This is a genomic window from Streptomyces sp. NPDC058619 (assembly GCF_042717785.1).
Taxonomy (GTDB): domain Bacteria; phylum Actinomycetota; class Actinomycetes; order Streptomycetales; family Streptomycetaceae; genus Streptomyces.
Window position 1 is genome coordinate 66858 of record NZ_JBHXQN010000022.1, and the last position, 19251, is coordinate 86108.

Sequence of the window (19251 nt, forward strand, 5' to 3'; positions counted from 1 at the left end):
GGGAGGTGAGGAGCGTGGCGGGGCAGAACTGCCTGGTGGCGAACGACTGGATCTGCTGGGACTACGTGACCTCCCGCTCCCAGGAGCTCACCGACGCGACCCTCGAACACGTCTGGATCACCGGCGCCTCGGTCCTCATCGGGATCGCCGTGTCGGTGCCCCTGGCGCTGCTGGCCCGCCGCGGCCGCCGCTGGGCGGCGCCCGTGCTGGGCCTGACCACGCTGCTCTACACGGTGCCCTCCCTCGCCATGTTCTCCCTGCTGCTGCCCGTCTTCGGCCTCTCGGCGACGCTGGTGGTGACCGGCCTGGTGCTGTACTCGCTGACCATCCTGGTCCGCAACGTACTGGCGGGCCTGGAAGCCGTCCCCGAGGAGGTGCGGGAGGCCGCGCGCGGCATGGGCTACGGCCCCTCGCGGCTGCTGTGGCAGGTGGAACTGCCGCTGGCGCTGCCCGCACTGCTGGCCGGTGTCCGGATCGCGACGGTCTCGACCGTGGCGCTGACCACCGTCGGCTCCATCGTCGGCAAGGGCGGTCTCGGCAACCTCATCGCCCCCGCCGTGAACACCTCCTTCAAGGCACAGGTGCTCACCGCCTCCGTCCTGTGCGTGCTGCTCGCGCTGGTCGCGGACCTGCTGCTGCTCGGCGTACAGCGGCTGCTCACCCCGTGGACCCGGGCCACCGGGCGCCCGGCCGCCTCCGGCAAGGGGGCCTGAGGCCGTGGGCGTACTGGGAGGGGCCTGGGACTGGCTGGCCGACGGCGCCAACTGGTCCGGGGAGAGCGGCGTCTGGCACCGGCTCGGCGAGCACGTCTACGTCAGCGGGATCGCCCTCGCGATCGCCTGCGCGGTGGCGCTCCCGGTCGGCCTGTACCTCGGCCATCTCGGCAAGGGCGGCGCGCTCGCGGTCAACATCTCCAACATCGGCCGGGCCGTTCCCGTCTTCGCGGTGCTGGCCCTGTTCATGGTCTCCCCGCTTCGCAACTCCGGCTACCTGCCGACCATCGCCGCCCTGGTGCTGTTCGCCATCCCGCCGCTGCTGACCAACGCGTACGTCGGCATGCGCGAGGTCGACCGTTCCGTGGTCGAGGCCGCCCGCGGCATGGGCATGTCCGGCGGCCAGCTCTTCCTGAGGGTGGAACTCCCGCTCGCCCGGCCCCTGGTGATGACGGGCCTGCGGTCCGGCGCCGTGCAGGTCATCGCCACCGCCACCATCGCCGCGATGGTCGGCCAGGGCGGACTCGGCCGGATCATCACCGCCGGCTTCAACACGTACGACACCGCGCAGGTCGTCGCGGGCGCCCTGCTCGTTGCGGCGCTCGCCCTGCTGGTGGAGGGCGCTCTGATCGCGGCGGACCGGCTGCTGCCGCGGGCCGCGACGTCCCGCTGATTCCTGTCCATCGCCTCGAACGGAGTACCCCCATGAGCAAGACCACACGCGTCCTCGGCGCGTCCCTGGGCGCCCTGGCGCTGACGGTGTCGCTGGCCGCGTGCGGCGGCGACAGCCTGGAGAAGAGCAAGGACGGCGGCTCGGCCTCCTCCGAGCCCCCCGCGGGAGGCGGCAAGGGCAGCCTGGTGATCGGCTCGGCCGGCTTCACCGAGGCCAACGTGCTCGCGGAGCTGTACGCGCAGGTCCTCAAGGACGCGGGCTACAGCACCTCCGTCAAGACGGTCAACAACCGCGAGCTGTACGAACCGTCGCTGGAGAAGGGCGAGATCGACGTCGTCCCGGAGTACGCGGCCACCCTCGCGGAGTTCCTCAACGCCAAGGTGAACGGCGCGAAGGCGCCGGAGGAGAAGCCGGTCGCCTCCAGCGATGTCGCGGCGACCGTGGCGGCGCTGGAGAAGCTCGCCGGCCCGCTGGGCCTCAAGGCCCTCCCGGCCGGCGGCGCCGTCGACCAGAACGCCTTCGCGGTGACGAAGGAGTTCGCCCGGAAGAACAACCTGAAGACGCTGTCCGACCTCGGCACGTCCGGTCTGAAGGTGAAGATCGCTGCGGGTGACGAGTGCGCCGTCCGTCCCTTCTGCGCCCCCGGGCTCACGAAAACGTACGGGATCCAGGTGGCCGGAATCGACCCGAAGGGCGTCGGCACCCCGCAGTCCAAGCAGGCGGTCAAGGACGGCGCGGACCAGCTCGTGCTGACCACGACCACGGACGCCACCCTCGACAGCTACGGCCTGGTCCTGCTGGAGGACGACAAGAAGCTCCAGAACGCCGACAACGTCCTGCCCGTGGTGAACGCCAAGGACGCGGGCGCCCCGGAGGTCGCGGCCGCGCTGGACAAGCTGACCAAGGCGCTCACGACGGCCGACCTCGTCGACCTCAACCGCAAGGTGGACGCGGAGCGCGCCAAGCCGGCCGACGTGGCGAAGGCCTACCTGGAGTCCAAGGGCCTCGTGAAGAACTAGCAGTTACGCGGTTGATGCAGAGATGTGGGGTAACCGCCCGGCAAGGATTTGCCGTGCGGGTACCCCACTCGGCCTCAACGCCCTGTAAATTTCTGGCCATGCCCCGTGGACGCCACCGCAATCCCGAACCCCTGCACCGGCTGCTCACGCCGACGACCGTCGCCGGTGTCTGTGCCGTCAGCGCCGGCGCGGCCTGGCTGCTCGCCGAACCGCTGGCGCTACGGCTGCTCGTGGCCGTCACGGCCACCGCGGGGATCGCCGGAGCCGTCGTCATGCGCGCCTGGGACCAGTCGGCGGGACGGCGGGTCGCGGAGCTGGCGCGCGAACGGGTCAAGGACGAGTGGAAGACGGACGAGCGGATAGCCGAGCTCGAATCCGACCTCGAGGAGGCCCGCGTGCTGCGGGCCAAGCTCGACACCAAGCTGCGGGCCAAGCGTGTGGAACTGGCCGGGCTGCGCGGCGAGCACGCGGCGCTGCTGCGCCGGTACGCCACCGCCGAGACCGAGCGGGCGGGCGCCCTGGAGCGCCGCCGGCTGCTGGCCATCGAGGCGGCCGCGGCCCCGGCCGCGGGGGCGCCGAAGGAACTCCCGGCCGTCTCCGAGGAGCGCACCGCCGCCGGCGCGCCCACCCCGGTCGGCTACGCCCGGGCCAACGCGGCCCTCGGGGCGCTGGCCCGCAAGGCGAAGACCCCGGTCCTGCCGGGCCCGCCCCGGCCACCGTCCGCGCGTGTCCCGGCGCCCGTCCCCGCTCCGACTGCCGGTGCTCCCGCCCCGGTGCCCGCTCAGGCTCCGACCCCTGCTCCCGCCGCGGCCGCCGAACCCGCGCCCGGCGCGGCCGGGGCCCACGCCCGTCCGGCGCTCACCGGTGCGGCCGCGGTGCCCGCGCGCCGTCTCGCCGCCGCAGTCGCCCCGTACGCGGCCCAGCGGCGTACGGCGTCCCGTGTCGAGGGCGGCTTCGACTTCTTCGGCACCAAGAACGCGGCGCAGGCCCGCGCGGTGATCGAGGCCGTGCAGAACGAGGACCTGGCCGACGTCGTCGGCGCCGAGGCCCTCGCGGCGCACAAGGCCGAGGCCGCGCAGACCAGCGCCGAGCCCCGGTTCAAGCCGGTGACCGCCGAGACCCGCGCGGTGGGCCAGGTCATCGACCTGACCGCCCACGACGAGACCGAGCCGATCGACGTGGCCCGGCTGCGCACCGCGATCTCCTAGGGCACCCCGGAGCAGCGACGGACCGAAGGCCCTAGAGGTCGTCCCGTACGGGCGGCGTCGCGGGGAACCGGACCGTGACGAGGAGTCCGCCGGCGGGGCCGGGGGCGAGGTCCAGGGTCCCGTCGTGGGCGCGGACGATGCTGTGCACGATGGCCAGCCCGAGGCCGGCGCCGGCGTGCTCGTCGGTGCGTACGCGCTCCGTACCGCGCTGGAAGGGCTCGGTGAGGGTTGGGACCAGCGCGGCGGGGATCCGGTGGCCGTGTTCCCGACCCGCAGCACGCTCGTTCCGCCGTACGCCCCGGTGTGGACCGTCACGGTGCCGCCGGCGGGGAGGTTGTGGACGACGGCGTTCTGGACGAGGTTCGTCACCATCCGCAGCAGGAGCTCCGCGGAGCCGCCCGTCGGGGCCGCCCCTCCGGTGACGTCGAGCGCGATCCGGCGCTGCTCGGCGAGGGGGAGCAGCGTCTCGGCGGCCTCTTCGGCGAGGAGGGACAGGTCGACGTCCTCGCGGACGAGACCCCCGCGGTCGCCGCGGCTGAGCAGCAGCAGGGCCTCGGTGAGTTCGATCGCCCGGGTGTTGACGGCGTGCAGGCGCTCGACGAGTTCGTCCCGGTCCCGCGCGGGGTCCTTGCGGGCGACGTCGAGGAGCGTCCGCGAGATCGCCAGCGGGGTGCGCAGCTCGTGGGAGGCGTTCGCGGCGAACCGCTGCTGTTCGGCGACGTGGGACTCCAGTTGGTCGAGCATCGAGTCGAACGCGTCGGAGAGTTCGCGGAACTCGTCCGTGCGCCCCGTCATGCGGATCCGGTGCGACAGCGACCCCTTCCCCGCCGTCCGAGCCGCGTCCGTGATCCGGATGAGGGGGGCGAGCATCCGGCCGGCGAGGATCCAGCCCCCCACGAGGCCGAACACGAGCAGGCAGGCCAGTGCCACGGCCGCGGCGGGGGCGAAGGTGTGCACGAGGAGGTAGCGGTTGGGTGAGACCCCGAGCAGGCCCTGGGAGTTGTCCGGCACGTAGCGCAGCAGGAACATCCACACCACGGCCAGCAGGAGGGCGCTGGCGAGGAGGAGGAACCCGGCGTAGCTGAGGGTGAGTTTCAGGCGGGCGCTGAGCGCCGGGCGTCTACGCATGCGTACGGCCGGGGGCGGCGGTGTCCCCGCCGCTGCCCCCGCCGGTCTGCCCGCCGGCGTCGATCCGGTAGCCGACCCCGGGCACCGTGGCGATGATCCACGGTCCGCCGAGCCGTTTGCGCAGGGCGCAGACGGTGATGCGCACGGCGTTGGTGAAGGGGTCGGCGTTCTCGTCCCAGGCCCGTTCCAGGAGCTCTTCGGCGGAGACGACCCCGCCCTCGGCGGTGACGAGGACTTCCAGCACGGCGAACTGTTTGCGGGTGAGCGCGACGTGGTGCCCGTCGCGCAAGACCTCCCGGCGGAAGGGGTCGAGCCGCAGGCCCGCGATCTCGCGGACCGGGGGCCGGGCGTACGCGCGCCGGCGGTCGAGCGCCCTCAGCCGCAGGACGAGTTCCCGCAGCTCGAACGGTTTGGTGAGGTAGTCGTCGGCGCCGAGCCCGAACCCGGAGGCCTTGTCGTCGATCCGGTCGGCGGCGGTCAGCATGAGGATCGGCAGGCAGCGGCCGGAGGCGACGATGTGCCGGGCGACCTCGTCGCCGGAGGGGCCGGGGATGTCGCGGTCGAGGATCGCGAGGTCGTAGGAGTGGACGCCGAGCAGTTCCAGGGCGGAGTCGCCGTCACCGGCGATGTCGGCGGCGATCGCCTCCAGCCGCAGACCGTCCCGGACGGCCTCGGCCAGGTACGGCTCGTCCTCCACGATCAGTACGCGCATGGCCGAAGCCTAGGCGGCGGGCCGTATCGCCGACGTATGCCGGCGGGGGCCGACGCGTACCGGCGGGGGTGGGGCCGGTGGCCGCCGGTGGCGCGGGTCGACCCGTCGGCGCGGGCGCGGGGCGGGGCCGTTCCGACCGGGCCCGTGGCGGGGTGCGCCACCAGCGGCGCGAGGCCAGCCCGGCGAGCGCGGCGCCGGCGGCGTTGACCAGGACGTCGTCCACCGAGGACACCCGGTCCAGCCGCAGGACGTACTGGGCGCTCTCCACGAGGACCGAGCAGCCTGCGCCGAGGGCGAGGATCCGCGGCACGGACGCCACCGCCGCCCACCGCACGGGAGCGAAGAACCCGAGGGCCGCGAAGACCAGCAGGTTGCCCGCGATCCCGAGCGGCCCCATCGTGAGCAGGTCCCGCAGCGGTACGAGGCTCAGCCGGCCGGGGACGACGCCGGCCCCGGAACCCGGCGTCATCGTCATCCACACGAACGGCACCGTTCCGTGGACCATGCCCACCTCGGCCAGCGACATCCGCCAGGCGGGGGCGGCGGCGCCGGCGGACTGCCAGCGCCCACGCCACCAGTACGGCCAAGGGCAGCGTGACCAGTGTCATGAGCACCACGCCGTTGAACGTGTCGAAGCAGTCGTGCCACCGCCCGGCCACGCACACCGGGGCGGACATCATGAGCGGCCGCCGCACGGCGAACACGGCTCCCGCCAGGCCGAGGACCGCCAGGCCGAGGACCGTCAGGCCGAGGAGGACGGCCCCGCGCGTGCGGCGGGGCGGCGCGGACGGGGACGCGTCGGGGTTCATGGCTCCATGGGACGTCGGGCCGTTGCGCGGGCGTATCGGATTTTCGATACGCCCGCGATACAGGGGTCGCCCGGCGGCCCCGGCCCCGGGCCCGGCCGCTCAGCTCCGCTCGGCGGCGTAGGACCTGATCAGCCGGGCCAGGTGGGTGCCCGCCACCAGCAGCGGGGTACGGCTCTGCTCGACCTGGGCGGCGACCTCGGCGCCGCCCAGGGTGTTGAGGACGGTCGCGGCCAGGTCGCGGGCCTCGTCCTCCGGGTGGCCCGACGCCAGGAGCTTCGCCGCCGCCAGCTCCTCCCAGTGGGCGAAGGCCCGGGCGCAGGCCGCCTGGATCTCCGGGAGGCGGCCGATCGACTCCAGGGCGGTCGTCGTCACCGGGCAGCCGTCCCGCCAGTGCGAGTCCGCCAGCGCGTCCGCGAGCAGGACGGCGACGGCCTCGACGGCCTCCGCCGGGTCCGCGTGCGCGGCCAGCCCGGTGCGGAGCATCCCGGCGAACTCCTCGTCGCCGTAGCGGATCGCGGCCACCGCGAGCTCCTGCTTGCCGCCGGGGAAGAAGTGGTACAGCGAGCCGAGGGTGGCCTCCGCCTCGCGGACGAGCTGCTTGACCGGCGTGTTCTCGTAGCCGCCGTGCTGCATGAGGCGGGAGGCGGTCCGGACCAGCCGGTCGCGCGTGCCGGTTTCGGTCTTCGGCACGGTCTTCTCCGTCTTCGCCGCTGCTGCTGCCATGGGCGGGATCCTACCGCCGATTCTGGATAGAGCGTTCGTTCTATCGGGTGTACGGTCGTGATGAGCGCTGGATAGAGCGTTCGTTCTAGACCGTTCGTCGTGGGGAGAACTCCGTCATGAGCCAGGTTTCCACCGCCACCGCCACCGCCACCGCCACCACCCGCGTCACCGTCATCGGCCTCGGGCCCATGGGCCGGGCCATGGCCGCCGCCTACCTCGACGCGGGCCGCCAGGTCACCGTCTGGAACCGCAGCCCCGGCAAGGACGCCGAGCTCGTGGCGCGCGGGGCGCACCGCGCCCCGACCGCCGCCGAGGCCGTCGCCGCGAGCCCGCTGACCGTGCTCAGCCTGATCGACGTGGACGCCCTGTACTCCGCCCTCGGGGACGCGGACCTCGGCGGCCGGGTCCTGGCCAACCTGTCCTCGGACGTCCCGGACAAGGCCCGCGCGGCCGCCCGGTGGGCGGGGGAGCGCGGGGCGGCGTACCTCACCGGCGGGATCAACGTGCCGCCCACGGGCATCGGCCGGGAGGGCGCGTCCGTCTTCGTCAGCGGTCCCCGCGAGGTGTACGAGGCGCACCGCGCCGCGCTCGACGTGCTCGCCGCCACCGACTACCGGGGCGCCGACCCCGGCCACGCCCAGCTCTACTACCAGCTCAACATGATGATGTTCTGGACCGCCTTCACCGGCTGGTACCAGGCCCTCGCCGTGGCCCGCGCGAACGGCCTGACGGCCGCGGACGTCGTCCCGTACGCCGCGTACACCGCCGACACCCTGCGCGGCTTCTACGAGGGTTCCGCTCCGCTGATCGACGCGGACGACCACGCGGGCACGCACGAGCGCCTCGCCATGTGCGCGGCCAGCGTCGAGCACGTCCTGCACACCGCCGCCGGCTCCGGCGTGGACACCGGGATCCTGGCCGCCCACGCCGACCTCTACCGGCGCGGCGTCGCCGCCGGCTTCGGAGCGGACAGCAGCTCGCGGCTGATCGGCGTGCTCGGCGCCCGCTGAGGCGTCAGAACAGCGGGAGCTGCCCCGGGTGTTCGGACAGGACGAAGCCGTCCAGGGTCGGTGTGGAGGCGCCGAGCACCACCCGGGCCCGGGAGCCGGGGCAGGACACCAGGTCGCCGCGCCCGCTCCCGCCGGGAGGGTCGTGGCGGGCGATCCGGCCGGCGGTGACGGCGCAGTCGCGGCCGCAGGCCGGGCAGGCCCGGCGAGGGGAGTGGGACATGGCCCCAAGTCTGCCCTGCCGCACGGACATCGCCGGCCCGGTCCACCCGCCGGCCCCGCCCCGGGACCCCCGCGCGAGCTGGATGCCGACGTTGTCGTACGCGACGCGCTCCAGGTGGGCCCGCTGGAGGGCGAACAGCCCCTCGGCGGAGGGAGCGCCCGGATCGGTGACGCCGAGCCGCCGCAGGTAGTCGGCGCGTATGCCAGGACTCATCCGGCCACCCTAGATCGCGGCGGCCGGTGAACGGGCGGGGAGCGGCCGCTACTTGTCGATGTCGCCGACGACGAAGAAGAGCGAGCCGAGGATCGACACCATGTCCGCGACGAGCTGCCCGGGCAGCAGCACGGCGAGGGCCTGGATGTTGTTGAAGGAGGCGCTGCGCAGCTTCAGCCGGTACGGGGTCTTCTCGCCCTTGGAGACGAGGTAGTAGCCGTTGACGCCGAGCGGGTTCTCGGTCCAGGCGTACGTGTGCCCCTCGGGCGCCTTGAGGACCTTGGGCAGCCGCTGGTTGACCGGCCCCGGCGGCAGCTCCGCCATCCGGTCCAGGCAGGCGACGGCCAGGTCCAGCGCGTTGTGGGTCTGGTCCAGCAGGACCTCGAAGCGGGCCAGGCAGTCGCCCTCGGTGCGGGTGACCACCTTCAGGACGTCCTGGAGCTCGCCGTAGGCCAGGTACGGCTCGTCGCGGCGCAGGTCGAAGTCGACGCCCGAGGCGCGGGCGATCGGGCCGGAGACCCCGTACGCGTGGACCGCCTCGACGGGCAGCACGCCGACGCCGCGCGTGCGGCCGCGGAAGATCTCGTTCCCGTGGACCAGCCGGTCGTAGACGTCCATCCGGGTGCGGACGTCGGCGATCGCGGCGCGGGCCCGGCCGAGCCAGCCCGCCGGGAGGTCCTCCTTGAGGCCGCCGACGCGGTTGAACATGTAGTGCATGCGGCCGCCGGAGATCTCCTCCATGACGGCCTGGAGCTCCTCGCGCTCGCGGAACGCGTGGAAGATCGGGGTGATCCCGCCCAGTTCGAGCGGGTACGAGCCGAGGAACATCAGGTGGTTCAGCACCCGGTTCAGCTCGGCCAGCAGGGTCCGCATCCACACGGCCCGCTCGGGGACCTCCATGCCGAGCATCCGCTCGACCGCCATGACGACGCCCAGTTCGTTCGAGAACGCGGACAGCCAGTCGTGGCGGTTCGCGAGCATCACGATCTGCCGGTAGTCGCGGGCCTCGAAGAGCTTCTCGGCGCCGCGGTGCATGTAGCCGACCACCGGCTCGGCGCTGACGATCCGCTCCCCGTCCAGGACGAGGCGCAGCCGCAGGACGCCGTGCGTGGAAGGGTGCTGGGGGCCGATGTTGAGCACCATGTCGGTGCTCTCCGCCGCGCCGCCGATGCCGACCGTGGTCTCCGTCATGCGGGCATTGTCTCAGCACGGGGCGGGGGATCGTCGATCCGTCCGGACCGGCGGCCCGCCCGCCTAGGGTGGACGCATGGAAACGGGGACATCGGGTGGGACGGGCGGGCCCGAGTGGGTGGGGCTGCCGGGCGGGCTCCTCACGCTGAGGCGGCTGCTGCTGGTGATCTGGATGACGCTGTTCGCGGCGGTGACGGCGGTCGTCCTCGGCCTGGCGGTCGGCCCGGCGTGGGCGGCGGTCGGGGCGTTCTGGCTCGCGGTACTGGCCTGGGGCTGGGTGATGCTGGGCCGGAACTGGCGCTCGTGGCGGTACGCGGAACGCTCCGACGACCTGCTGATCAGCCGGGGCGTGCTCTGGCGGGAGCAGACGGTGGTCCCGTACGGGCGGATGCAGCTGGTCGAGGTGACCTCGGGCCCGCTGGAGCGGCGCTTCGGGCTGGCCTCCGTACAGCTGCACACGGCGGCCGCGGCGACGGACGCCAAGATCCCGGGGCTGGTCCCGGCCGAGGCGGAACGGCTCCGCGACCGGCTCACCGCGCTCGGCGAGGCAAGGTCGGCGGGCCTGTGACCCCGGCCCGGTCGGGAGACGAGCCGGTGACCTCCGGTCCCGCGGCAGGCGAACCCCCGGCCGCCCGGGCCGCGGCGGCCGCCCGGGCCGCCCCGGAGCCGGCGGGAGGCGCGGCGGACGCTTCCGCACCCTCCGCGGAACCGGCGCCGGCCGAAGCGGCCCCCGCCGGGCAGGCCTCCGCCGCGTCAGCCTCCGCCGCGTCGGACTCCGAGCGGCGGCTGCACCCCTTCACCCCGCTGCGCCGTGCCTGGGTGCCCATCGCCGCCACCGTCGGCGTGATCGTCCAGCAGGGCGACCGGGCGGGTGAGTGGGTGGCGGACCTGTCCGCCCTGCTGCGCGTCCTCACCGTGCTCGCGCTGGTCCTCGTCTTCGGCGTGTACGGCTTCCTGAGCTGGTGGTTCACGCACTTCGCGGTGACCGACACCGAACTGCGCATCCGGACCGGCCTGTTCTTCCGCCGCACCGCACACATCCGCCTCGACCGGCTCCAGACGGTGGACGTCACCCGGCCGCTGCTGGCCCGGCTCACCGGGGTCGCCTCCCTGCGGCTCGACGTCATCGGGACCGACGACAAGGACGAGCTCGCCTTCCTCGCGGAGAAGGAGGCCGTCGCCCTGCGCGCCGAACTCCTCGCCCGGGCCGCGGGCTTCACCCCCGAGGAGGCCGTGACGCTGGGCCAGGCCCCGGAGCGGGAGCTGCTGCGCGTCAGCCCCCGCGACATCGCCGTCTCGCTCGCACTGAGCCTGAGCGTGCTCGCGGCGCTCGCGGGCGGGATCGCCGCGCCGGTGTTCGTCTGGTGGATCAGCTCCAGCCCGTGGGCGGCCGTCGTCACTCTGCTCCCGATGCTCGGCGCGGTGTGGGCGGGCAGCGCCGGCCGGTTCCTCACCGAGTACGACTGGACGGTCGCGGAGTCCCCCGACGGCCTGCGCCTGGACCACGGGCTGCTGGACCGGGCGCACGAGACCGTGCCGCCGGGGCGCGTGCAGACCGTACGGATCGTGGAACCGCTGCTGTGGCGGCGGCGGAACTGGGTCCGCGTGGAGCTGGCCGTGGCGGGCTCCAGAAACGACGTCCTGGTCCCGGTGGCCTCGCGGGACGCGGCGTACGCCGTGATCTCCCGGGTCCTGCCGGGGGTGGACCTCGCGGCGCTCGCCTTCGAGGGCTCCCCGCGTTCCGGGTCGCGCTGGGTGGTGCCGGTGTGGTGGAAGGGCTACGCCCTGGCCGTCTCCCCGGACGTGTTCGCCGCCCGGCACGGCCGCCTGTGCCGCCGTACGGAGCTCGTCCCGCACGCCAAGGTGCAGAGCGTCCGCCTCTCCCAGGGCCCCTGGACGAGGGCCCGCGGCCTGGCCGACGTCCACGTCGACACCGGCGCGAACGGCACGGTGACGGCCCGGCTGCGCGCCTCGGCCGAGGCCGGTGAGCTGCTGCACGCGCAGGCCGCCCGCTCGCGGACCTCCCGGGCCTCGGCCCGCCCGGACCGCTGGATGACCGGGGGCCCGGCCGGGACCGACGGGGGTCCCGGCCCGGGAGGGACGGGCGCGGACACCGCCTAGCCGGCCGCCGGGCCGCCGCCCGCGCGGACCAGGCCCGTCTCGTACGCCAGGACGACGACCTGGACGCGGTCGCGCAGCCCGAGCTTGGTCAGGATGCGGCCCACGTGCGTCTTGACGGTCGCCTCGGACAGGACCAGCCGGGCCGCGATCTCGCCGTTCGACAGGCCCTGGGCGACCAGCAGCATGACCTCGCGCTCGCGCTCCGTCAGCCGGTCGACCTCCTTGTTCCGCGGCTCCTCCGTGGTCGTCGGGAGCATCGGCGCGAACCGGTCCAGCAGCCGCCGCGTCGTGGACGGGGCGACGACCGCGTCGCCGCTGTGCACCGAGCGGATCGCCGCCAGCAGCTCGGCGGGCGGCACGTCCTTCAGCATGAAGCCGCTCGCGCCCGCCTTCAGGCCCGAGAAGGCGTACTCGTCCAGGTCGAAGGTGGTCAGGATGATCACCTTGGGGTGTTCGGGCGGCTCGCAGATCCGCCGGGTCGCCTCGACCCCGTCGAGCTTGGGCATGCGGACGTCCATCAGCACCACGTCCACCTTGGAGGCCCGCAGCACCTCCAGCGCCTCCAGGCCGTTGCCCGCTTCGGCGACGACCTCCATGTCCGGCTGGGCGGCGAGCACCATGCGGAAGCCGGTGCGCAGCAGCACCTGGTCGTCGACGAGCATCACGCGGATGGACATCAGTTACCTCGTCCTCTTCAACTTCAAGAACTCCAAGAACTTCACGGTCAAGTCTTCTTCAGGGGGAGCAGCGCGCTGATCCGGAAGCCGCCGCCCGGCCGGGGCCCGGTGTCCAGGGTTCCGCCGACCATACCGATCCGCTCGCGCATGCCGATCAGCCCGTGCCCGGCGCCGTCGGCGCCGCCGTCCTCGTACAGGTCGTGGGCGGCGCCCCGGCCGTCGTCCTCGACGAGCAGGCCCAGGCCGTCGTCGAAGTAGACCAGCCGGACGCTGGCCCGCGCCTCCGGGCCGCCGTGCTTGCGCGTGTTCGTCAGTGCCTCCTGGACGATCCGGTACGCCGTCAGCTCGACCCCGGTGGGCAGTTTGCGCGGCGCGCCCTCGACCTCGAAGTCCACCGCGAGCCCGGCCGCCCGGACCTGCTCGACCAGCACCTCGATCTGCTCTACGTCCGGCTGCGGCACGTAGTCCTCGGACTCCTGGGGCTCGCCGGTCCGCAGTACGCCCAGCAGCCGGCGCATCTCGGCGAGGGCCTGGCGGCCGGTGCCGGAGATGGTCTGGAGGGCCTCCTTGGCCTGCTCGGGGGCCACGTCCATGACGTACGCGGCGCCGTCGGCCTGGACCACCATCACCGAGACGTTGTGCGCGACGACGTCGTGCAGCTCGCGGGCGATCCGGGCGCGCTCGGCGGCGACGGCGACCTTGGCCTGTGCCTCGCGCTGGTTCTCCAGCCGCTCGTTGCGCTCTATCAGCTGGGCGTAGTAGGCCCGGCGGGTGCGCAGCGAGTCGCCGGCCACCCAGGCGAGGGCGAAGGGGACGATGACGAACAGGGCGAAGAGGACGCTCTCCGGGTCGCTGAGGCCCTTGTCCACGCCGAAGCGCAGGAAGTACAGCGGTGAGGCCAGCAGGCCGATGCCCAGCGCGGTGCGCGAGACCCAGCGCGGGAGGTCGCCGGCGGCCACGGTGTAGAGGATCACGAGCATGGCGACGTCGGTGAACTGCGCCTCGATGCCGAGGGCCAGCTGGTAGAGGCCGGCGCCGAGGGCCAGCCAGAACATCGCTTGCGTCCACTTGCGGCGCAGCGCCACGACGGCGGTCATCGCCAGGGTCACGGGGACCGCCGCGAGCCGGAGGCCGGTGCTCGCGCTCATCGACGCCACGTTCAGCATCGAGAACCCGAAGAAGAAGACGGCCCAGAAGCTGTCGACGCCCGTCGGGTGTCTGCGGAGAAATTCGTAGAGGCGCTGCACGTAACCCAGCGTAGGGAAAGGAGATAGGTGCTGGAGTCAACCACAGGTGCGACCTTGCACCGGGGGCGTACTCCCGAAGGTGGACCCTGAGCTTAGCCTTTGCGTGATGAGCACCCAGGGTGAACGCATGATTCCGGTCCGGTGGCGGGCGGCGATGGAGGCCGCGCTGTACGGGCCCGGCGGCTTCTACGTGCGGCCGGGCGGCCCGGGGCCCGCGGGGCACTTCCGCACCTCGGTGCACGCCTCGGGGCTGTACGCGGGCGCGGTGGCCCGGCTCCTGCTCCGGGTGGACGCCGCACTCGGGCACCCGCCGGCGCTGGACCTGGTCGACGTGGGCGCCGGGCGGGGGGAGCTGCTGGCCGGGGTGCTCGCCGCGCTGCCGGCAAAGGCGGCGGCGCGGGTGCGCCCGTACGCCGTGGAGCGGGCGGAGCGGCCGCCGGGGCTCGATCCGCGCATCGGCTGGGGCGCCGCCCCGCCCGAACGGACGACCGGGCTGCTCTTCGCCAACGAGTGGCTGGACAACGTGCCGCTGGACGTGGCGGAGGACGGGCGCTACGTCCTGGTCGCGCCGGACGGTACGGAGACCCCCGGCGGCCCCCTCGACGCCGCGGACCGGGCCTGGCTGGAGCGGTGGTGGCCGGGCGGCGGCCGCGCGGAGGTGGGCCGCACCCGGGACGAGGCCTGGGCGGCGGCCGTGGCCACCGTGGAGCGGGGCCTGGCGGTGGCGGTGGACTACGCCCACGTACGGGAGGCGCGGCCCCCGTACGGGACGCTGACGGGCTTCCGCGCGGGCCGGGAGGTGGCGCCGGTCCCGGACGGCGGCTGCGATGTCACGGCCCACGTGGCCCTGGACGCGTGCGCCGGGCCGGGCGCGGTGCTGCTGTCCCAGCGGGAGGCCCTGACCGCCCTCGGCGTCTCGGGGGCCCGGCCCCCGCTGGCGCTGGCCTCCACGGATCCGGCGGCGTACGTCCGCGCCCTGGCGGCGGCCGGCGAGGCGGCGGAGCTGACGTCCGCGGCCGGCCTGGGCGCGTTCGGCTGGCTGGTCCAGCCGGTGGGCATCGCGGCGTGGCCCGCGGACGGCGGCGCGGCCGGGACCTGACGGGCATCGCAGCCGGAGGGGACTGCGAAAGGGACTCCGGAGGGGCCGGGCACGCGGAAGGGGCCGGAACCCCCACGGGATTCCGGCCCCTCCCCACCGGCGGGGGGGGGGGGGGGGGGGCCCCCCCCCCCCCCGCCCCCCCCCCCGCCCCGCGGCGGGCGGGGGGGGGGTCGCGGGGGGGGGCCCCGCCCACCCCCCCGGCCGCGGGGGGGGCCCCCCCGGTGCGCCGGCCCCCCCCCCCCCCCGCCCGCCCCCCCCCCCCGGGGGGGGGGGGCGGCGGCCCCCCCCCCCCCCCCCCCCGGCTCCCGCCTCCTGCTACTGCTTGATCTCGTCGTGGCCCGGGTGCAGGCCACCGCCACCGCCGCTGCCGCCGGGGGTCGGCTGCGAGACGACCGGCTTCGTCAGCGGGGCCAGGTCGTGCGCGTAGTGGCCGACCGCGTCCGCGATGACGTCGACGTTGATGTCGAGCGCCTTCTGGTCGATGTTGGTGATGTCGTCACCCTTGCCGTGGTAGTTCACGTCGTAGGCGACACCCGCCTGACCACCGAACTTCGCGGCCTCCTCGGGCGTCTTGATGCCCTCGGCGCCGGTGAACGTGCCGCCGGACGGGATGCCGACCTCGATGAACGGGCCGTAGTCCGAGCGGCCGGAGAAGTCCGTGCCCGCGTGCGGGATCTTCTTCGAGTCGAGGAAGTCGGTGATCCCCTTCTCCAGCTGGGCGGAGCCGGCCGGGCCGGGGCCCGCGCCGGTCGCGTCCGAGTCGTCGCCGTCGTAGACGAAGTACGCGGCGTTCGGCGAGCCGATCATGTCGAAGTTCAGGTAGAGCTTGATCTGCTTCTTCTGCGCGTCGGTCAGGCCGGCGACGTACGCCTCGGAGCCGAGCAGGCCGAACTCCTCCGCCGACCACCAGGCGAACTTGACCTTGTTCTTGATCTTCGTCTGGCTGCTCGCCAGACGCTGGGCGACCTGGAGGATGCCGGCCGAGCCGGAGCCGTTGTCGTTGATGCCCGGGCCCACCGCGACCGAGTCGAGGTGCGCGCCGAGGAAGACGGTGTTGTCCGCGTCGCCGCCGCGGGTCTCGGCCACCACGTTGTACGTCTTGCGGTTCTCGCGCAGCTCGCGGATGTCGAGGGTGACCTCGACCGGGCCGGCCGCGGCGTCGGCGGCGAGCCGCTCGCCCTCGGCCTGGGTGACGCCGCCGGTCGGGACCTTGCCCGCGGCCGGGTCGCCGAGGGTGCCGTTCAGGGCACCCTCGGTGTTGTTGAAGATGATCGCGCCGACCGCGCCGGCCGCCGCCGCGTTCCCCTGCTTGACCGCGAAGGTGCAGCCGCCGCGCTTGACCAGGGCGATCTTGCCGGTGAAGGCGCCGGCGGCGAAGTCGCCGGGCTCGCAGCCGTTGGTGCCGTCCGCGTCGACCGGGGCGACCGCCAGCTGGGCGGTGACGCCGTCCTCCGGACCGCTCTTCGTGTACGTCATCAGGTGGATCGGGACGTCGCGCCCGTTGGAGCCGTTCACCGTGAGGGTCTCGGCGACGGTCTCGACGTACACGAAGTCGAACTCGTTCTTCGTGACCTCGTATCCGGAGGCGCGCATCACGGCCTCGACGTACTGGGCGGACTGCACGTGGCCCTTGGAGCCGGCGACGCGGGTGCCCTTGTTGTAGTCGGCGATCGCCTGGAAGACCTTCAGGTGGTTGTTGGCTCCCTTACCGGTCGCCTCCTTGACCAGCTTCTTCGCGAGCGCGTCACCCTTGGCGCGGTCGCTCTGCGGGCTGCCGGTGGCACCGGCCGGCCCGGCGAGCAGCAGGGGGGAGACAAGGGCCGCGGCCGCCAGGGCGGCGGTTGCTGCGGCTATACGGCGTGAGGGCATGTAGGTCCTTCCACGACAAAAGACGAGCAGAGCAGGTCAGGCGGAGCGGTGGGACGGAGTACCGTGCGCGAGTGTCTGCGGCAGCGGTGGTCGCACGTTAAACAGCAAGTGGCCACTCTGGCCAGAGTTTTCACTGATTCCGGTTTATGAATTCCGTATATCGGTGAATCTGCGCCGATCGAAACAGGCCAGAACCAGGCCCCGTTCGGCCAAGGTCGGTCCTGTTCCGGGCAGGTTCAGGCCATGCGCCGGCCACGGCAGGGCTGTCGGGCCGGGTCCTCAGCGCAGGATGCCCTCGATGAAGTCCGACCCGATGCGGGCGACGGCCGCCAGGTCCAACTGGTGCTGGACGTAACGGCCCTGGCGCCGCGTGTGCATCAGGCCGGCCTTCTTGAGGACGGCCAGGTGCCGTGACACCTCCGGCGCCGTGATCCCGTACACGGCCGCCAGCTCGCTCGTCGTGTACGGGGCCCGGGCCAGGCTCCGGCACAGCCGCATCCGCAGGGGATGCGCCAGCGCCTCCATCCGCAGCTGCAGCAGCTCCACCGAGCCCGGTGCGGAGGCCGGCGCGGGTGAGCCGAGCGGATAGCGGATCACCGGCCGCCAGCCGGGTGCGTGCAGCACGAGCAGGTGCGGCCAGCCGAAGTCGGTCGGCACGAGGACCAGGCCGTCGCCTATTCGGGGGTCGGTGGCGGTGGTCGAGCCGTTCACCATCTTGTCGGCTGTGACGGTGGTCAGCGCCTCGTCGACGCTCAGCGCGGAGGAGACCTCCTTCAGCGCCGCCGCCAGGCCCTTGCGGCGCAGCACCTCCGCCTTGTGGCGGGCGTCGGCGCTCTGCCCGGGCCCGATCCGCTTCCAGGTCTCCGCGAAGAACGCCGCGTCGCAGTCCTCCAGGAGCCGCCGCATCCACACCCGGACCCCGGCGGTGTCGTCCAGCAGCCGGACCGAGAAGGCCAGCCGGCGCGGTCCGCGGGCGGCGGCCGCCTCCAGGGCCCTGGCCCGGGCCCCCGGGTCGGTGAGCGGCGAGGGCCCGCCGCCGACGTCGTAGAGCGCCAGCCGGCAGTGCTCCAGGGCCGCCGTCACGAACTGCTCGTCGTCCATCCGGTCGAGCACGTCGAGCTCCCCGGCCAGGGTGGAGGCGGGCCGGCCGCTCCCGCCGGGGGTTCCGGCGAAGGCCATGAAGATGTCCGAGAAGGAGCTCCGCCACATGAAGTCCGCCTCCAGCAGCCGGTCCGCGAGGTCCGGGTCGAGCGCTGCGGCGGTGGCGGTCGTCCAGGAGGTCAGCCGGGGGTGGTGGGAGGGCTGTGCGAGCGCGTGCAGGGCCATGCAGAGCTCCGCCAGCGGAGAGGGCGCGAAGGTGATCCGCTCCGCGGGGAGCCCGGCGATGTCGATGGTGACGCTCATCGGCTCATTCTGCCGGTGGCCCCGCCTCCCGGGGCGCGGGGGCGGGGCCGGACGGCCTACCGGCGGTCCGCCGCGACCCTCCCCGCCGCGCCGGTCGACGGCCGTCGTCCATCGACGCGCGGCCCCGCCGCGGCGGGGTCAGGGTGGAGGCATGAGCGCCATCGAGCAGTACCTCATCGACACTTACCGGGCGTCCCGGCACGGTGACCCGATGCCCCCGCCCCCCGGACGGGACGACGTCGCCGTGCTGCGCGCGGTCCGGGCCCACGCCCAGGCCGAAGCCGTCCTGGAGGGCCGCCCGGCCGCTCACCCGTGGCAGGCCGCCCTGCTGCGGCTGCTGCGGCACCCTTCAGGGCCCGGCGGGGCCTGCGCCACCCCCCGGGGGTGACGCGGGCGACGCCCGGCTACGCGAAGTTGGGCGCGTTGCGCTCGTACACCAGCCGCAGACCGATCAGGGTCAGCCACGGCTCGTGGTCGTCGATCACCGCGGACTCCCCGAGGACGATCGGCGCCAGGCCGCCCGTCGCGATCACCCGGACGTCGTCCGGGTCGCCGTTCGGGCCCGCCAGCTCCTTCGCCATCCGGGCGACGATCCCGTCGACCTGGCCCGCGAAGCCGTAGACCACGCCCGACTGCATCGCCTCGACCGTGGACTTGCCGATCACGTTGCGCGGCCGGGCCAGCTCGATCTTCCGCAGCTGGGCGCCCCGTACGCCGAGGGCCTCCATGGAGATCTCGATGCCCGGGGAGATCACCCCGCCCACGTACTCGCCCTTGGTGGACACCGCGTCGAACGTGGTCGCCGTGCCGAAGTCCACCACGATCGCCGGGCCCCCGTAGAGCTCGACCGCCGCGACCGCGTTGATGATGCGGTCCGCGCCGACCTCCTTCGGGTTGTCCATCAGGATCGGCACGCCCGTCTTGATCCCGGGCTCCACCAGCACCGCCGGCACGTCCCCGTAGTAGCGCCGGGTGACCTCGCGCAGCTCGTGCAGGACCGACGGCACCGTCGAGCAGATCGCGATGCCGTGGATGCCGTCGCCCAGCTCGGTGCCGAGCATCGGGTGCGTGCCCATGAGGCCCTGCATCAGCACGGCCATCTCGTCGGCCGTGCGCCGCGGGTCGGTCGAGATCCGCCAGTGCTCGACGATCTCGTCACCGTCGAACAGGCCCAGGACCGTGTGGGTGTTGCCTACGTCGATGGTGAGGAGCACG

At 73.8% G+C, this 19251-nt stretch carries 19 protein-coding genes and 1 pseudogene; 9 read left to right on the top strand and 11 right to left on the bottom strand.

Going from position 1 to position 19251, the window contains the following annotated elements; all coding sequences use genetic code 11:
• Nucleotides 1–14: 14 nt before the first annotated feature.
• The 4 genes from ACFWTC_RS22030 (at nucleotide 15) to ACFWTC_RS22045 (ending at nucleotide 3613) form a co-directional block, all read left to right on the top strand.
• On the top strand, nucleotides 15–713 hold the full coding sequence (locus ACFWTC_RS22030) for an ABC transporter permease (protein WP_383918021.1): 699 nt from the start codon (nucleotides 15–17) through the stop codon (nucleotides 711–713).
• Between the two features lie 4 nt (nucleotides 714–717).
• A complete protein-coding gene (locus tag ACFWTC_RS22035) occupies nucleotides 718–1386 on the top strand; it encodes an ABC transporter permease (protein WP_383918018.1) in 669 nt (222 codons plus the stop codon).
• A 32-nt stretch (nucleotides 1387–1418) separates the two neighbouring features.
• Nucleotides 1419–2405: a glycine betaine ABC transporter substrate-binding protein gene (locus ACFWTC_RS22040; RefSeq protein ID WP_383918015.1), complete on the top strand. Its 987-nt coding sequence runs from the start codon at nucleotides 1419–1421 to the stop codon at nucleotides 2403–2405.
• Nucleotides 2406–2503: 98 nt separating this feature from the next.
• A complete protein-coding gene (locus tag ACFWTC_RS22045; RefSeq protein ID WP_383918012.1) occupies nucleotides 2504–3613 on the top strand; it encodes a hypothetical protein in 1110 nt (369 codons plus the stop codon).
• A 31-nt stretch (nucleotides 3614–3644) separates the two neighbouring features.
• Here the strand turns inward: ACFWTC_RS22045 and ACFWTC_RS22050 are convergent.
• The 4 genes and pseudogenes from ACFWTC_RS22050 to ACFWTC_RS22065 form a co-directional block, all read right to left on the bottom strand.
• A pseudogene (locus ACFWTC_RS22050) lies at nucleotides 3645–4741 on the bottom strand (sensor histidine kinase).
• Nucleotides 4734–5453 carry a response regulator transcription factor gene (locus tag ACFWTC_RS22055; protein ID WP_383918009.1) on the bottom strand — a complete coding sequence of 240 codons (720 nt, stop codon included), beginning with the start codon at nucleotides 5451–5453 and terminating at the stop codon, nucleotides 4734–4736. The pseudogene ACFWTC_RS22050 and the gene ACFWTC_RS22055 overlap by 8 nt, the downstream one beginning before the upstream one ends.
• A complete protein-coding gene (locus ACFWTC_RS22060; protein WP_383918006.1) occupies nucleotides 5359–5958 on the bottom strand; it encodes a VanZ family protein in 600 nt (199 codons plus the stop codon). The genes ACFWTC_RS22055 and ACFWTC_RS22060 overlap by 95 nt, the downstream gene beginning before the upstream one ends.
• Before the next feature lie 403 nt (nucleotides 5959–6361).
• Complete coding sequence (locus ACFWTC_RS22065) at nucleotides 6362–6985, bottom strand: TetR/AcrR family transcriptional regulator (protein WP_383918003.1); 624 nt, start codon at nucleotides 6983–6985, stop codon at nucleotides 6362–6364.
• Nucleotides 6986–7101: 116 nt separating this feature from the next.
• Here ACFWTC_RS22065 and ACFWTC_RS22070 point away from each other — a divergent pair, with 116 nt between their 5' ends.
• Entirely contained in the window at nucleotides 7102–7995 is an 894-nt protein-coding gene (locus ACFWTC_RS22070) for an NAD(P)-dependent oxidoreductase (protein WP_383918000.1), read from the top strand.
• Nucleotides 7996–7999: 4 nt separating this feature from the next.
• Here ACFWTC_RS22070 and ACFWTC_RS22075 read toward each other — a convergent pair whose 3' ends face one another.
• Together ACFWTC_RS22075 and ACFWTC_RS22080 are read right to left on the bottom strand one after the other, a co-directional pair.
• Nucleotides 8000–8428 (bottom strand): hypothetical protein, encoded by a 429-nt coding sequence (locus tag ACFWTC_RS22075; RefSeq protein WP_383917997.1) that lies wholly within the window; start codon nucleotides 8426–8428, stop codon nucleotides 8000–8002.
• Between the two features lie 48 nt (nucleotides 8429–8476).
• Nucleotides 8477–9619, bottom strand: a complete 1143-nt coding sequence (locus tag ACFWTC_RS22080; RefSeq protein ID WP_383917994.1) for an NADH-quinone oxidoreductase subunit D — start codon at nucleotides 9617–9619, stop codon at nucleotides 8477–8479.
• Between the two features lie 76 nt (nucleotides 9620–9695).
• On the opposite strand from ACFWTC_RS22080, the gene ACFWTC_RS22085 reads away from it, so the two are divergent.
• Together ACFWTC_RS22085 and ACFWTC_RS22090 are read left to right on the top strand one after the other, a co-directional pair.
• Nucleotides 9696–10187, top strand: coding sequence for a PH domain-containing protein (locus ACFWTC_RS22085; RefSeq protein ID WP_383917991.1), 492 nt, complete (start codon nucleotides 9696–9698; stop codon nucleotides 10185–10187).
• 26 nt (nucleotides 10188–10213) lie between these two features.
• The gene (locus ACFWTC_RS22090) at nucleotides 10214–11740 is read left to right on the top strand and encodes a PH domain-containing protein (protein WP_384028194.1); all 1527 of its coding nucleotides are present in this window, start codon (nucleotides 10214–10216) and stop codon (nucleotides 11738–11740) included.
• Here the strand turns inward: ACFWTC_RS22090 and ACFWTC_RS22095 are convergent.
• Both ACFWTC_RS22095 and ACFWTC_RS22100 read right to left on the bottom strand, forming a co-directional pair.
• Nucleotides 11737–12417: a response regulator gene (locus ACFWTC_RS22095; protein ID WP_383917985.1), complete on the bottom strand. Its 681-nt coding sequence runs from the start codon at nucleotides 12415–12417 to the stop codon at nucleotides 11737–11739. The genes ACFWTC_RS22090 and ACFWTC_RS22095 overlap by 4 nt on opposite strands.
• 47 nt (nucleotides 12418–12464) lie before the next feature.
• Nucleotides 12465–13664: a sensor histidine kinase gene (locus ACFWTC_RS22100; RefSeq protein ID WP_383917982.1), complete on the bottom strand. Its 1200-nt coding sequence runs from the start codon at nucleotides 13662–13664 to the stop codon at nucleotides 12465–12467.
• Between the two features lie 106 nt (nucleotides 13665–13770).
• Here ACFWTC_RS22100 and ACFWTC_RS22105 point away from each other — a divergent pair, with 106 nt between their 5' ends.
• Nucleotides 13771–14763 carry an SAM-dependent methyltransferase gene (locus ACFWTC_RS22105; RefSeq protein WP_383917979.1) on the top strand — a complete coding sequence of 331 codons (993 nt, stop codon included), beginning with the start codon at nucleotides 13771–13773 and terminating at the stop codon, nucleotides 14761–14763.
• A gap of 315 nt (nucleotides 14764–15078) precedes the next feature.
• Here the strand turns inward: ACFWTC_RS22105 and ACFWTC_RS22110 are convergent, their stop codons facing one another.
• Together ACFWTC_RS22110 and ACFWTC_RS22115 are read right to left on the bottom strand one after the other, a co-directional pair.
• A complete protein-coding gene (locus tag ACFWTC_RS22110; RefSeq protein WP_383932073.1) occupies nucleotides 15079–16632 on the bottom strand; it encodes a M28 family metallopeptidase in 1554 nt (517 codons plus the stop codon).
• A gap of 279 nt (nucleotides 16633–16911) precedes the next feature.
• On the bottom strand, nucleotides 16912–18036 hold the full coding sequence (locus ACFWTC_RS22115) for a DUF5937 family protein (RefSeq protein WP_384028193.1): 1125 nt from the start codon (nucleotides 18034–18036) through the stop codon (nucleotides 16912–16914).
• Nucleotides 18037–18187: 151 nt separating this feature from the next.
• Here ACFWTC_RS22115 and ACFWTC_RS22120 point away from each other — a divergent pair, with 151 nt between their 5' ends.
• Nucleotides 18188–18424 carry a hypothetical protein gene (locus ACFWTC_RS22120; RefSeq protein ID WP_383932069.1) on the top strand — a complete coding sequence of 79 codons (237 nt, stop codon included), beginning with the start codon at nucleotides 18188–18190 and terminating at the stop codon, nucleotides 18422–18424.
• Between the two features lie 16 nt (nucleotides 18425–18440).
• Here ACFWTC_RS22120 and ACFWTC_RS22125 read toward each other — a convergent pair whose 3' ends face one another.
• Entirely contained in the window at nucleotides 18441–19250 is an 810-nt protein-coding gene (locus tag ACFWTC_RS22125; protein ID WP_383932068.1) for a type III pantothenate kinase, read from the bottom strand.
• Between the last annotated feature and the right edge of the window lies 1 nt (nucleotide 19251).

Excerpts from the sequence above, each read along its gene's own strand:
- ACFWTC_RS22040 (WP_383918015.1), top strand. The coding sequence starts at position 1,419 with ATGAGCAAGACCACACGCGTCCTCGGCGCGTCCCTGGGCGCCCTGGCG.
- ACFWTC_RS22045 (WP_383918012.1), top strand. The coding sequence starts at position 2,504 with ATGCCCCGTGGACGCCACCGCAATCCCGAACCCCTGCACCGGCTGCTC.
- ACFWTC_RS22055 (WP_383918009.1), bottom strand. The coding sequence starts at position 5,453 with ATGCGCGTACTGATCGTGGAGGACGAGCCGTACCTGGCCGAGGCCGTC.
- ACFWTC_RS22060 (WP_383918006.1), bottom strand. The coding sequence starts at position 5,958 with ATGGTCCACGGAACGGTGCCGTTCGTGTGGATGACGATGACGCCGGGT.
- ACFWTC_RS22065 (WP_383918003.1), bottom strand. The coding sequence starts at position 6,985 with ATGGCAGCAGCAGCGGCGAAGACGGAGAAGACCGTGCCGAAGACCGAA.
- ACFWTC_RS22070 (WP_383918000.1), top strand. The coding sequence starts at position 7,102 with ATGAGCCAGGTTTCCACCGCCACCGCCACCGCCACCGCCACCACCCGC.
- ACFWTC_RS22075 (WP_383917997.1), bottom strand. The coding sequence starts at position 8,428 with ATGAGTCCTGGCATACGCGCCGACTACCTGCGGCGGCTCGGCGTCACC.
- ACFWTC_RS22080 (WP_383917994.1), bottom strand. The coding sequence starts at position 9,619 with ATGACGGAGACCACGGTCGGCATCGGCGGCGCGGCGGAGAGCACCGAC.
- ACFWTC_RS22085 (WP_383917991.1), top strand. The coding sequence starts at position 9,696 with ATGGAAACGGGGACATCGGGTGGGACGGGCGGGCCCGAGTGGGTGGGG.
- ACFWTC_RS22095 (WP_383917985.1), bottom strand. The coding sequence starts at position 12,417 with ATGTCCATCCGCGTGATGCTCGTCGACGACCAGGTGCTGCTGCGCACC.
- ACFWTC_RS22105 (WP_383917979.1), top strand. The coding sequence starts at position 13,771 with ATGAGCACCCAGGGTGAACGCATGATTCCGGTCCGGTGGCGGGCGGCG.
- ACFWTC_RS22110 (WP_383932073.1), bottom strand. The coding sequence starts at position 16,632 with ATGCCCTCACGCCGTATAGCCGCAGCAACCGCCGCCCTGGCGGCCGCG.
- ACFWTC_RS22115 (WP_384028193.1), bottom strand. The coding sequence starts at position 18,036 with ATGAGCGTCACCATCGACATCGCCGGGCTCCCCGCGGAGCGGATCACC.
- ACFWTC_RS22120 (WP_383932069.1), top strand. The coding sequence starts at position 18,188 with ATGAGCGCCATCGAGCAGTACCTCATCGACACTTACCGGGCGTCCCGG.